Genomic DNA, 12,086 nt, shown 5'->3' on the forward strand with positions numbered 1-12,086 from the left:
ATCGCCTGTTCAAACTCCACCGACCTGAACGAACGTTGTGATCTCAGGCTTGGCCAGACCAAGGTCACTGCGCAATCGCAGGTCGATGTAATTAGCCAATACCACTCGGTCGGTCCCCTCTCCCTCCGGGAGAGGGCTAGGGTGAGGGGCTTTTCAGCGAACAACCCCTTCTTCGATCAGTAGTTTGAGGATCGCTTCAGCGCCGGCCTGCGCGGTGACGCCTTTAAGCACTTGTCCACCGCCGCCACTGGCTTTAGCGGTGGCAGCTTTCATGCGGTCCGCACCGCTCTTGGCCTTGATCACCTTCAAACGTTTCGGCCGTGGCTTGGCCGGTTGCAGTGTGGAGACGGCCAGCAGTTCATCGTCCAGCACCTCAACGTCTTCGGCATTCAACACCCCGCGTCGCGCCGGACCGTAGGCACTCTGCCGAGGTTTGGGCGCGGCGTTATCCACAGTCGCCAGAAACGGCAGCTTCACCTTCAACCGGCGCCGCTGCCCACGGGGCAAGGCTTGCAGCACCAGCGCCGAACCATCATTGATCGACTCGACCTGCGCCAGCCCCACCACCAGCGGCCAGCCCAGCCCTTCGGCGAGCAAGAACGGCAACATGCCCGAGCCTTCGCCGGTTTCCGCCTGACTGCCGGTCAGCACTACCTGGGCGCCGGCATCACGCAGATACGCGGTCAGCGCCGGCAAGGCGTCGGCGCCAGCGGGTTGCTCCAGCACATGCAGCTGTTCCAGGCCCATGCCCAGATAGGCGCGCAGTGCCGGTTCCGCGACATCCCCGGCATGCAGCACTTGCAGGTTATCCCCAGCCAGTTGCAGGCCCAGTTCCACGGCGCGGGCGTCCTGTTCGGCGCGGCGTGGCCGGCCCGACGTCGGGTGGGCACCGATGGAAACCAGACTGATGATCTTTGTGCTCATAACCCGTTCCTTAAGCCGCATCGCGCTTGGCTTCGTTGCGGTAAGCCGCTACCGCCGCGATCAACGCCTGAAGAATTTCCGCGCTCTCGCCAATCACCGAAAGATCGGCGCGTTTGATCATGTCGCAACCGGGGTCGAGGTTGATCGCCACCACCTTGTCGCAGGCACCGATGCCTTGCAGGTGCTGGATCGCCCCGGAGATACCCACAGCCACATAAACCCGTGCGGTGACCCAAGTGCCGGACGCACCGACCTGCCGATCACGCGCCATGAAGCCATCGTCCACCGCGACCCGCGAGGCGCCTTCGGTGGCACCGAGGGCGGCAGCGGTTTCGTGGAACAGCGCCCAGTCCTTGACCCCGTTGCCGCCGGAGAAAATGAACTCGGCTTCGGCCATCGGAATCGCCGCCGGGTCCACCGCGACCGCGCCAAGATCCTCGATCCGCGACAGGCTGCGCGCCACCGTTGTGGATAACTCCACCGGCAGTGCCTCATGACGGGTTTCGCTGACCGGTTCCGCGCATTCGGCTGCGGCCAGAATCAAGCGTGCGACCGGTCGCGCCAGGTCTTGCAGGCCTGCGCCAGCGCGACCGATGCATTCCTGATCCTTGACCTGCCAGACTCGCGTCGCCGGGCGTTCGCCCAGTGCCGCGGCAAAACGCCGACCGAGTTCACCACCACCGCTGCGGCTGTCCGGTAGCAGCCAGTGGCGTGGATTGAACTGGTTATCCACAGCCCGCAGGCCCTGCACCCGTTGCTCCGGTGCATAACCGCTGAATTGGTCGCCCTCCAGTACCAGCAAGCGATCGACGCCGGCCGTGGCGAAGGCGCTCTCTTTGTGTTCGCCAAACACCACCGCCAGCACCGCACCGTCGTTGCCGGCCAGTTGATGAGCCAGGCCCAACAGGTCACGGTCGTGGCTGCTCAGGCGGCCGCCGACCATGTCCGGCACCACGCTGATATAGAACGCCGGGGCTGGCACCTGATGCAGCGGCAACTGCACTTCAACCGTGGCCGAGCGTTTGACCGCCCCGCCCTGTTGCGCGCCGCTGCGATCGATACGCTTGATGCCGTTGGGGCCGATGAAACCGATGCCGTGCAGGTTCTTGCGGATGACACCATTGGGGCCCATCCAGCTGTGTTGCGCCGGTTGCATCGCCGCGTGCAGCGGATGCAGACGGTTACGCGCAATCCATTCGGCGCGCGGGTCGCGGCGGATAATGTCGCTCATCAGTGGGCCTCCGCAGGTTCACGTTTGGCCGGTGCAGTCGGCTTGCCCGGCGCGGCGTCTTCGAGCAGCGCATCGGCCACCAGCTCGGCGATGTCCTTGATCAACGGACGCGGTTCGACCACGCCCTCGAGCATCGCAGTGCACTGTGGACAACCTACTGCCACCAGCTCGGCGCCGGTCTCGCGGATGTCATCCATGCGCATGTCGGGAATCCGCTGCTTGCCGGGAATGTCAGTGATCGGCGCACCGCCACCACCGCCGCAGCAGCGTGAGCGGAAGCCGGAACGTTGCATCTCTTTGACCTCGATGCCGAGGGCGCGCAGCACTTCGCGCGGTGCCTCGTACTCGCCGTTGTAGCGACCGAGGTAGCACGGGTCGTGATAGGTCACGCTGTTGCCTTTGTGCTGACCGAGATTGAGCGCACCGGCCTGAATGATTTCCGCCATGTAGGTGCTGTGGTGCTGCACCAGGTAGTTGCCGTCGAAGGCGCCGTACTCGTTCTTCAACACATGGAAACTGTGCGGATCGCAGGTGACGATGCGGTTGAAGCTGTATTTGGCCAACGTCTGGATATTGCGTTTGGCGAGCAATTGGAACGTCGCTTCGTCACCGAGACGCCGGGCCACATCACCGCTGTCGCGCTCTTCCAGGCCGAGTACGGCGAAGTCGACCTTCGCGGCTTTCAGCACTTTGACGAACGCGCGCAGGGTGCGCTGGTTACGCATGTCGAAGGCACCGTCGCCGACCCAGAACAGCACGTCGGTGGATTTCTTTTCGCTAAGCAGAGTGAGGTTCAGATCCGCCGCCCAGTTCATCCGCCCGCCCGGAGCGAAACCGCCGGGGTTGTCAGTGGCGATCAGGTTTTCCAGGACCTCGGCCCCCTTGTTCGGGGTCGCGCCTTTTTCCAGCGTCAGATGGCGGCGCATGTCGACGATGGCGTCGACATGCTCGATCATCATCGGGCATTCCTCGACGCAGGCGCGGCAAGTGGTGCACGACCACAGGGTTTCGGCATCGACCAGACCATTGACGATAGGTTGATGCGGATTGCCGCTGTGCTCACCGATTGGCTTGCCCGGATAAGGGCTACCGGCAAACTTCGCGTCAGTGCCGCCAGCCAGGCCGACGACCATGTCCTGAATCAGCTTTTTCGGGTTCAGCGGCTGGCCGGCAGCGAAGGCCGGGCACGCCGCTTCGCACTTGCCGCACTGCACGCAGGCGTCAAAACCGAGCAACTGGTTCCAGGTGAAATCCTTGGGTTTTTCCACGCCCAGCGGTGCGGATGGATCGTTGAGGTCCAGCGGTTTCAAACCGGTGGAACGACCGCCGCCAAAGCGCTCGGCGCGGCGGTGCCAAGCCAGGTGCAGGGCGCCGGCGAAGGCGTGCTTCATCGGCCCGCCCCAAGTCATGCCGAAGAACAGCTCCGACACGCCCCACAAAACGCCGAGCCCGAGAATGGCCGCGAGCAGCCAGCCGCCGAAGTTTTCCGGGAGGATCCCGGCCACCGGCAGGGTCACCAGGAAGAACGAGGCGGAGAAAGCCAGCAGGCTTTTCGGCAGGCGCATCCACGGGCCTTTCGACAACCGTGCCGGCGGATTGAGCCGGCGCCGATAAACGAAGAGCGCACCGACGAACATCACCGCCGTCATCAGCAGCAGCGCATAGCCGAGGATACGGTTATGCAGGCCGAAACCGTGCACCAGAATCGCCAGCACGATCGACGCCACCGCACCGCCAGCTGTGGCGACGTGGGTGTTGGCGATGTATTTATCCCGCGCCACCACGTGGTGCAAGTCGACCATATAACGCTTGGGCATGGCGAACAGGCCGCCGATCAGATCGACCTTCGAGGCCCGGCCCCGACGCCACATAGCCACCCGCCGCAACGCACCCAGCACCGCAAGGGCCAGAGCTGCGAACAACAGGATTGGAAGAAGGGTGTTCAACATGGTGAAGCTCCCACCAGTACAGCCTGGAGAAACACGGTCTGCATTTCTGTGGGAGCGGGCTTGCTCGCGAAAGCGCTGGATCAGTCAACTCATGCAGAACTGACAGAATGCATTCGCGAGCAAGCCCGCTCCCACAGGGGTCATGTGCAAGTCCTTAGAAGTCTTTGCACAACCGCAGGGCGTCGTAGATGGCGGCGTGGGTATTACGCTGCGCCACGCAGTCGCCAATGCGGAACAGCAAGTAACCGTCGCCATTGCTGCTCAACGAAGGTTGCGGCTGGATCGCGAACAGCGCTTCCACGTCGATCTGGCCCTTGTTGCGCGAGCCTTCCTTGAGCGCGTAGTAGATTTCCTCATCCGGACGCACGCCGTTTTCCACCACCACCTGATCGACCACCCGCTCCTCTTTGGCGCCGGTGTATTCGTTCTCCAGCACCGCCACCAGCTTGTCGCCTTCGCGGTAGACCTTTTCCAGCATCATGTCGCCGGTCATGATCACTTCTTTCGGGTACATGCTGCGGTAGTAAGTCGGGAACGATGTACCGCCGATGGCCACGCCCGGTTTGATGTCGTCGGTGACGATCTCGACCTGGCTGCCCTTGTCGGCGAGGAAGTCGGCCACCGACATCCCGGTGAACTCGCAAATGGTGTCGTAGACCAGCACGTTCTTGCCCGGCGCGACCTTGCCGTCGAGCACGTCCCAGCTGCTGACTACCAACCCTTCGGCGGCGCCCCAGTGTTCGTTCTGCTCAAGGAATGGATGCCCACCGACTGCCAGCACCACCACGTCCGGACGCAAGTCCATGATGGTGTCGGCATCTGCAGCAGTGCCCAGACGCAGGTCGACTTTCAGCCGCGCCAGCTCCAGCTGGAACCAACGAGTGATGCCAGCGATCTGGTCACGTTGCGGCGCTTTCGACGCGGTAGTGATCTGCCCGCCGATGAATTCTTTCTTCTCGAACAGGGTCACGTCGTGGCCACGCTCGGCAGAGACGCGTGCTGCTTCCATCCCGGCCGGTCCGGCACCGACGATCACAACCTTGCGTTTCGGCCCGGTGGACTTTTCGATGATGTGCGGCACGCCCATGTATTCACGGGAGGTCGCGGCGTTCTGGATGCACAGCACGTCCAGACCTTGATACTGACGGTCGATGCAGTAGTTGGCGCCGACGCACTGTTTGATCTGGTCGATCTGGCCCATCTTGATCTTGGCGATCAGGTGCGGGTCGGCGATGTGCGCGCGGGTCATGCCGACCATGTCGACGTAACCGCCTTCAAGGATGCGCGTGGCCTGGTTCGGGTCCTTGATGTTCTGCGCGTGCAGCACCGGCACCTTGACCACTTCCTTGATCCCGGCCGCCAGGTGCAGGAACGGCTCCGGCGGATAGCTCATGTTCGGAATCACGTTGGCCAGGGTGTTGTGGGTGTCGCAACCCGAGCCGACGACGCCGATGAAATCGAGCATCCCGGTGTCGTCGTAATACTTGGCGATCTGCTTCATGTCCTCGTGCGACAGACCGTCCGGGTGGAACTCGTCACCGCAGATACGCATGCCCACGCAGAAGTCGTCACCGACCTCGGCACGCACGGCTTTCAGCACTTCCAGGCCGAATTTCATCCGGCCTTCGAAGCTGCCACCCCATTCGTCGGTACGCTTGTTGACGCGCGGGCTCCAGAACTGGTCGATCATGTGCTGGTGTACGGCCGACAGCTCGACGCCGTCCAGGCCACCGGCCTTGGCGCGACGCGCCGCTTGCGCGTAGTTGCCGATCACCCGCCAGATTTCTTCCGGCTCGATGGTCTTGCAGGTCGCACGGTGCACCGGTTCACGGATACCCGACGGCGACATCAGGGTCGGCCAGTGGAAACCATCCCAACGCGAGCGTCGGCCCATGTGGGTAATCTGGATCATGATCTTGGCGCCGTGCTTGTGCATGGCGTCGGCCAGATTCTGGAAGTGCGGAATGATCCGGTCGGTGGACAGGTTGACCGAACTCCACCATTGCTGCGGACTGTCGATGGCGACCACCGACGAACCGCCGCAGATCGCCAGGCCAATGCCGCCCTTGGCTTTCTCTTCGTAGTATTTGACGTAGCGCTCGGTGGTCATGCCACCGTCAGTCGCGTAGACCTCAGCGTGCGCGGTGCTGAGCACGCGGTTGCGGATGGTCAGTTTGCCGATCTGGATCGGCTGGAACATTGCTTCGAAAGCCATGGCGGGTTCCTCGACTTACAACGGCTTGACGGTGAACAGGCCGTCGTCGTGGCCTTCTTCGGAGCCACCGTAGACTTGCTCGGCAACGGTGCGAATTTTGCTGCCGCGCGCCTCAAGAATCTGATCCATGGCGCCGGCAAACCAGCCAGTGAACATGTAATCGACCTTGCGCCCGACCTTGCCGTACACATAGACGAATGCCGAGTGTTCGAGCTTGACGCTGGCGGTGCCTTTGTCGAGGTCGATGTCCTGAATCTTGAACAGGCCCCAGCCGCGTTGCGACAGGCGTTTCATGTAGTGTTCGAACACCGCGACGCCTTCCAGGCCGTGGCATTCGGCTTCTTTTTCACACCAGTGCCAGGCGGACTTGTAGCCAGCCTTGTAGAGGATTTCGGCATAGGCTTCGGCGCCCAGCACTTCCTCGATACCCATGTGGTTATTGACGAAGAAATGCCGTGGCACATAGAGCATCGGCAGGGCGTCGGAGGTCCAGACACCGGTCTCGCTGTCGACTTCGATTGGCAATTGCGGGGCGATCTTGGCCATGGAAACTTAACTCCAGAAAAATTTAGATTCAGTGTTGGCCGCAGCCCTCACCCCAGCCCTCTCCCCGAGGGAGAGGGGGCAGATCGGCGGCGGTCTTGAGTAAGCGTTACTCGCCCCAGACGTCTTTCAGGACGTTGACCCAGTTCTCGCCCATGATCTTGCGCACCACACGCTCGGAGTGGCCGCGCTTGAGCAGGGTTTCGGTCAGATTCGGGAACTCGCCGACGGTGCGGATGCCCAGCGGGTTGATGATCTTGCCGAAGCTGGTCAGACGACGGGCGTAGCCCTTGTCGTGGGTCAGGTATTCGAAGAAGTCCTGGCCGTGACCCTGGGTGAAGTCGGTGCCGATGCCGATGGCGTCTTCGCCGACGATGTTCATGGTGTATTCGATGGCTTCGGCGTAATCGTCGATGGTCGAATCGATGCCCTTGGCGAGGAATGGCGCGAACATGGTCACGCCGACAAAACCGCCGTGGTCAGCAATGAACTTCAGTTCAGCATCGGACTTGTTGCGTGGGTGCTCTTTCAGACCCGACGGCAGGCAGTGGGAATAGCAGACCGGTTTTTTCGATTCGAGGATGACTTCTTCGGACGTCTTGGAGCCGACGTGGGACAGGTCGCACATGACGCCGACGCGGTTCATCTCGGCGACGATTTCGCGACCGAAGCCCGACAGGCCGCCGTCACGCTCGTAGCAACCGGTGCCGACCAGGTTCTGGGTGTTGTAGCACATCTGCACGATGCCGACGCCGAGCTGCTTGAACACCTCGACATAGCCGATCTGGTCTTCAAACGCGTGGGCATTCTGGAAGCCGAAAAGGATGCCGGTCTTGCCCTGCTCCTTGGCACGACGGATGTCGGCGGTGGTGCGCACCGGCATCACCAGGTCACTGTTTTCGCGGATCAGCTTCTGGCTGGCGGCAATATTGTTCACGGTCGCCTGAAAGCCTTCCCACACCGACACAGTGCAGTTGGCCGCCGTCAGACCGCCCTTGCGCATGTCTTCGAACAGCTCGCGGTTCCATTTGGCAATGATCAGACCGTCGATAACGATGCTGTCGGCGTGTAATTCGGCTGGGCTCATCAGGCGTCCCCTTATTGGCGATTCATGCGCCGAATCGTCTGCCGGCGCTTTGGGGCCAGCATATGCCTCGGTGCCGGGGCGACCGGGTGCAAAAACGACAGGGGAATTGCCGAAAGCGTCAATCCGCGACAAAGGGTCGCCAGGCGCTCCGATCAGCTACCTGTTCAAGCCCGCACGCTTGAGCCAGAATCTGGCGCATCTTGGATACACCACTGGATTAGAGCGGCGACAACCATGAAATCGATCTTCCTGGCTTTGGCACTGATGGCGACCGGCGTACACGCCGCCGAAGAGACCGACAACAACCCGTGCGACGCGGTGGAAAACGACGTCCAGACCCTGGAATGCTCGACCTACAGCCGCAGCACCGCCGAAGACCTGCTCAAGGACAATTACGCCAGCCTCAACGAGCGCATGCAGGCCACATACGGCAAAAACGCCGCGCAACTGGCCGACATCACCGCCAAACTGAAAACCGCCCAGCAACAATGGCTGAAAACCCGCGACGCCGATTGCGCCGTGGAAGCATTCCCCGCCACCGAAGGCAGCAAGGCGTTCAAGATTGCGCAGAATGACTGTGTGGCACGGATGAGTGACGAACGGTCGGAGTTTTTGGAGTCGATTGGGCAGGAATGATCCTGAATGTTCCGCTGAAAGCTGGAACTGCCTCCAGCTTTCAGCCGCACTATCCCCTCTTCCTACAAAGTACTCCGACCTCGCCTACACAAATTTCTTGAACGCCCGAAGCTGCGGGCCTTTCACGCAACATGCTGTCAACGATTGTTGATTGGCCTCCGAAGAAGCATAAGCAAAGATTCGCGAATCTTATAAAAGACTTATATTCTTCCATGAACAGCATCCACTGGACGCGAAAGGCCGTTAAGCAACTCTTGAAATTGCACACCGTTCATCAGGGACAGGTTAGAGATGCCGTCACGGCGCTTGCCGACATGCCTGATGTTGGCAATGTCAAAGCACTGATTGGCCATGACTATGCCTACCGCCTGCGCGTTGGCAATTATCGAGTCATGTTCGACTGGGAAGGCGCAATCAAAGTGGTCAGTATTCAAGAGGTCAAAAAACGCGATGAACGCACCTACTGACATCCAAATCATCAATGATGCCGAAGGCAACCCCGCCTTCGTAGTCATTCCCTACGCTCAATACGTTGCGCAGAAATTGCAGCCCGATCTGATCCCGCATGAGGTGGTCAGTCGAATGGTCGACGGGGCGACACCGATCCGTGCCTGGCGCGAACACCTGAACCTGACTCAGGAAGAAGTGGCGAAACGTCTGGGAATTTCCCAGCCGGCGTTCGCTCAACAGGAGACGGTAGCGAAGCCACGCAAGGCAACCCGCGAGAAAATTGCAGCGGCGTTCGGCATCACGGCCAATCAGCTTGAGTTGTAGGCTGCCCTCTTCATTCAAAGGAAATCCCATGAACATCTGCGGCATCGAAATCAAAGGCAGCGAAGCGATCATCGCCGTGGCCTCCCTCGACGGTTCGGCCTTGAGCCACGTGGCACTGAGCACCAAGAAAATCGCCCTCGACGATGATGACGAGCCTGCCAACGTCAAACGCTTCGCGGCGCAGGTCGCTTCGTTTGTGCGCGAGCATTCGATTGACCGGATTGCGATCAAGAAGCGCAGCAAGAAGGGCGAGTTTGCCGGTGGGCCGACCACGTTCAAGATCGAGGGTGTGTTTCAGTTGCTGGATGGGTGCGAGGTGACGCTATTGTCGCCGCAGACGATCAATGCGCAGGCCAAGAAGCACAATTTCGAGCTGCCGGTGACGTTGAACAAGTATCAGCATGAGGCTTATAAAGCGGCGTGTTCGGCGTTGGTGAAGAAGTAACCTTTTCTTCAGACACTGAAGATCAAACATGTGGGAGCGGGCTTGCTCGCGAATGCGGAGTGTCAGTCGACACATGAGTTGACTGATCCACCGCATTCGCGAGCAAGCCCGCTCCCACATAGGTTTTGTGTACATTCATTCAGGCTTGGGCGGTACGCCGGTCTTCGCGGGGGCAGCGGGCGAACTTCGCGCGGTAGCTACGGGTGAAGTACGAGGGCGATTCAAAGCCGCAGGCGATGCTGACTTCGAGCACGCTCATATCGGTCTGGCGCAACAGCTGCCGGGCTTTTTCCAATCGCAGGCGCAGATAAAAATTGCTCGGTGTGTCGTTCAGATGCAGCCGAAACAGGCGCTCCAGCTGTCGCCGCGTCACCTTGATCGATTCTGCCAGTTGCAGTGTGGTCAGCGGTGGTTCGCTGTGCTGCTCCATCTCGCCAATCACTTGCACCAGTTTCTTGTTGCTGATGCCGTAACGCGTGGCGACTTCCATGAGCTGGTGGTCTTTGCGCGGACGAATCCGCCCCAATACAAACTGCTCGCTGACCTGAATCGCCAGTTGCGGGCCGTGGGCCTGGGCGATCAGGTCGAGCATCAAATCGATCGACGCCGTGCCACCCGCCGAGGTGATGCGCCGCCGGTCGATCTCGAACAGTTCCTGGGTGACGCTGAGCTGTGGATAAGATTCCTTGAACGCATCGATGGCTTCCCAGTGCAGGGTCAGGCGATGGCCGTCGAGCAGGCCGGCTTCGGCGAGGACGAAACTGCCGGTGTCGATGGCACCGAGGGTCACGCCTTCGTTGTCCAGGCGACGCAGCCAGTGTTCAAGGGTTGGCGTGGCGAACTTCAGCGGTTCGAATCCGGCCACCACTAACAGCGTCGCACCTTTCTTCAGCGGCTCCAGCGCCGCGTCGGCGTTGACCGACATGCCATTGCTCGCCAGCACTGCCCCGCCATCGGCGCTGAGCACGTGCCAGCGGTACAGCTCGCCACGAAAACGGTTGGCTACCCGCAGCGGTTCGATCGCGGAGATAAAGCCGATGGCGGAAAACCCCGGCATCAGCAGAAAGTAAAAATCCTGGGACATGTGCGCACTCGGTTAGCGGGTAGCGTGGATCGTTGATACGCCGATTGTCGTCAGCGTTCAAGCGCACAGGTCGCTACAGTGCAAGAGCCAGTCGCCGCAGTGCGCTTTCAAAGGCCTACAGCTGCGTAACTTTGCATCACCGGCACGCCAGATGCCGGAACTCACAATAACGACCTGCCGAGGAACCCGACATGAAACGACTGATCAGCAGCTGTGTTCTTGCACTCAGCGGTACCGCTTTCTTGAGCGCCAGCGTCATGGCAGCCGAACCCGCCTCGTGCCAGAACGTGCGCATGGGCGTCGTCAACTGGACTGACGTGATCGCCACCAGTGCCATGACCCAAGTGCTGCTCGATGGCCTCGGCTACAACACCAAACAGACCAGCGCGTCCCAGCAAATCATCTTCGCCGGGATCCGCGATCAGCGTCTGGACCTGTTCCTCGGTTACTGGAACCCGCTGATGACCCAGACCATCACCCCGTTCGTCGACGCCAACCAGGTCAAAGTCCTGCCGGCACCAAGCCTGAAGGACGCCCGCGCCACCCTCGCCGTGCCGACTTATCTGGCCGACAAGGGCCTGAAGACTTTCGCCGACATCGCCAAGTTCGAGAAGGAACTGGGCGGCAAGATCTACGGCATCGAACCGGGCTCGGGCGCCAACACGCAGATCAAGGCGATGATCACCAAGAACCAGTTCGGTCTCGGCAAATTCCAGCTGGTCGAGTCCAGCGAAGCCGGGATGCTCGCCGCCGTTGACCGCGCCGTACGCCGCAAGGAGGCCGTGGTGTTCTTCGGCTGGGCGCCGCACCCGATGAACGTCAACGTCAAGATGACTTACCTCACCGGCAGCGAAGACGCCCTCGGCCCGAACGAAGGCATGGCCACGGTGTGGACCGTCACCGCGCCGAAATACGCCGAGCAATGCCCGAACGTCGGTCGCCTGCTGAGCAACCTGACGTTCACCGCCGAAGACGAGAGCCGGATGATGCAACCGCTGCTCGATCACAAGGACGCCTTCGAGTCGGCCAAGCAATGGCTCAAGGATCACCCCGAAGACAAGCAGCGCTGGCTGGAAGGTGTAACCACGTTCGACGGCAAACCGGCCGCTGAAAACCTGCAACTGACCAGTAAATAACCCCCGTTTGAAAAGCCCCTCACCCTAACCCTCTCCCCAGGGAGAGGGGACTGACCGACGCT

General features: G+C 61.0%; 12 protein-coding genes. 5 read left to right on the forward strand and 7 right to left on the reverse strand.

The genetic code is table 11. The features are described from left to right. Positions 1-153: 153 nt before the first annotated feature. The 6 genes from E3Z29_RS29115 to E3Z29_RS29140 form a co-directional block, all read right to left on the reverse strand. On the reverse strand, positions 154-924 hold the full coding sequence (locus tag E3Z29_RS29115) for an electron transfer flavoprotein subunit beta (RefSeq protein ID WP_134787509.1): 771 nt from the start codon (positions 922-924) through the stop codon (positions 154-156). 10 nt (positions 925-934) lie between these two features. Then, complete coding sequence (locus tag E3Z29_RS29120; RefSeq protein ID WP_134787510.1) at positions 935-2,155, reverse strand: electron transfer flavoprotein subunit alpha/FixB family protein; 1,221 nt, start codon at positions 2,153-2,155, stop codon at positions 935-937. Further along, entirely contained in the window at positions 2,155-4,104 is a 1,950-nt protein-coding gene (gene dgcB, locus E3Z29_RS29125) for a dimethylglycine demethylation protein DgcB (protein ID WP_134787511.1), read from the reverse strand. Before dgcB ends, E3Z29_RS29120 begins: the two co-directional genes overlap by 1 nt. A gap of 154 nt (positions 4,105-4,258) precedes the next feature. Next, entirely contained in the window at positions 4,259-6,319 is a 2,061-nt protein-coding gene (gene dgcA / locus E3Z29_RS29130) for a dimethylglycine demethylation protein DgcA (protein WP_134787512.1), read from the reverse strand. A 15-nt stretch (positions 6,320-6,334) separates the two neighbouring features. After that, positions 6,335-6,865, reverse strand: a complete 531-nt coding sequence (locus tag E3Z29_RS29135) for a DUF5943 domain-containing protein (protein ID WP_008083165.1) — start codon at positions 6,863-6,865, stop codon at positions 6,335-6,337. Positions 6,866-6,971: 106 nt separating this feature from the next. Then, on the reverse strand, positions 6,972-7,949 hold the full coding sequence (locus E3Z29_RS29140; protein ID WP_007962626.1) for a dipeptidase: 978 nt from the start codon (positions 7,947-7,949) through the stop codon (positions 6,972-6,974). A 234-nt stretch (positions 7,950-8,183) separates the two neighbouring features. Between E3Z29_RS29140 and E3Z29_RS29145 the strand changes: the two genes are divergently transcribed. From E3Z29_RS29145 to E3Z29_RS29160, 4 genes are all read left to right on the forward strand, one after another. Beyond that, positions 8,184-8,585 (forward strand): lysozyme inhibitor LprI family protein, encoded by a 402-nt coding sequence (locus tag E3Z29_RS29145; protein WP_027610649.1) that lies wholly within the window; start codon positions 8,184-8,186, stop codon positions 8,583-8,585. A gap of 212 nt (positions 8,586-8,797) precedes the next feature. Continuing rightward, positions 8,798-9,052, forward strand: coding sequence for a type II toxin-antitoxin system RelE/ParE family toxin (locus E3Z29_RS29150; protein ID WP_098965990.1), 255 nt, complete (start codon positions 8,798-8,800; stop codon positions 9,050-9,052). Beyond that, entirely contained in the window at positions 9,036-9,359 is a 324-nt protein-coding gene (locus E3Z29_RS29155) for a helix-turn-helix domain-containing protein (RefSeq protein ID WP_098965992.1), read from the forward strand. The genes E3Z29_RS29150 and E3Z29_RS29155 overlap by 17 nt, the downstream gene beginning before the upstream one ends. A gap of 28 nt (positions 9,360-9,387) precedes the next feature. Further along, positions 9,388-9,804: a DUF3010 family protein gene (locus tag E3Z29_RS29160; RefSeq protein ID WP_098965993.1), complete on the forward strand. Its 417-nt coding sequence runs from the start codon at positions 9,388-9,390 to the stop codon at positions 9,802-9,804. 139 nt (positions 9,805-9,943) lie between these two features. Here the strand turns inward: E3Z29_RS29160 and E3Z29_RS29165 are convergent, their stop codons facing one another. Further along, positions 9,944-10,888: a GlxA family transcriptional regulator gene (locus E3Z29_RS29165; RefSeq protein ID WP_134787513.1), complete on the reverse strand. Its 945-nt coding sequence runs from the start codon at positions 10,886-10,888 to the stop codon at positions 9,944-9,946. Positions 10,889-11,079: 191 nt separating this feature from the next. On the opposite strand from E3Z29_RS29165, the gene E3Z29_RS29170 reads away from it, so the two are divergent. Beyond that, on the forward strand, positions 11,080-12,024 hold the full coding sequence (locus E3Z29_RS29170; protein WP_134787514.1) for a choline ABC transporter substrate-binding protein: 945 nt from the start codon (positions 11,080-11,082) through the stop codon (positions 12,022-12,024). Positions 12,025-12,086 lie beyond the last annotated feature (62 nt).

It is taken from the genome of Pseudomonas sp. S150, from assembly GCF_004526365.1.
Classification (GTDB): domain Bacteria; phylum Pseudomonadota; class Gammaproteobacteria; order Pseudomonadales; family Pseudomonadaceae; genus Aquipseudomonas; species Aquipseudomonas putida_A.

Bases quoted from the DNA above. Each gene is read 5' to 3' on its own strand.
- E3Z29_RS29115 (WP_134787509.1), bottom strand. From the start codon at position 924: ATGAGCACAAAGATCATCAGTCTGGTTTCCATCGGTGCCCACCCGACG.
- E3Z29_RS29135 (WP_008083165.1), bottom strand. From the start codon at position 6,865: ATGGCCAAGATCGCCCCGCAATTGCCAATCGAAGTCGACAGCGAGACC.
- E3Z29_RS29120 (WP_134787510.1), bottom strand. From the start codon at position 2,155: ATGAGCGACATTATCCGCCGCGACCCGCGCGCCGAATGGATTGCGCGT.
- dgcA (WP_134787512.1), bottom strand. From the start codon at position 6,319: ATGGCTTTCGAAGCAATGTTCCAGCCGATCCAGATCGGCAAACTGACC.
- E3Z29_RS29170 (WP_134787514.1), top strand. From the start codon at position 11,080: ATGAAACGACTGATCAGCAGCTGTGTTCTTGCACTCAGCGGTACCGCT.
- E3Z29_RS29140 (WP_007962626.1), bottom strand. From the start codon at position 7,949: ATGAGCCCAGCCGAATTACACGCCGACAGCATCGTTATCGACGGTCTG.
- E3Z29_RS29145 (WP_027610649.1), top strand. From the start codon at position 8,184: ATGAAATCGATCTTCCTGGCTTTGGCACTGATGGCGACCGGCGTACAC.
- E3Z29_RS29150 (WP_098965990.1), top strand. From the start codon at position 8,798: ATGAACAGCATCCACTGGACGCGAAAGGCCGTTAAGCAACTCTTGAAA.
- E3Z29_RS29165 (WP_134787513.1), bottom strand. From the start codon at position 10,888: ATGTCCCAGGATTTTTACTTTCTGCTGATGCCGGGGTTTTCCGCCATC.
- E3Z29_RS29160 (WP_098965993.1), top strand. From the start codon at position 9,388: ATGAACATCTGCGGCATCGAAATCAAAGGCAGCGAAGCGATCATCGCC.
- E3Z29_RS29155 (WP_098965992.1), top strand. From the start codon at position 9,036: ATGAACGCACCTACTGACATCCAAATCATCAATGATGCCGAAGGCAAC.
- dgcB (WP_134787511.1), bottom strand. From the start codon at position 4,104: ATGTTGAACACCCTTCTTCCAATCCTGTTGTTCGCAGCTCTGGCCCTT.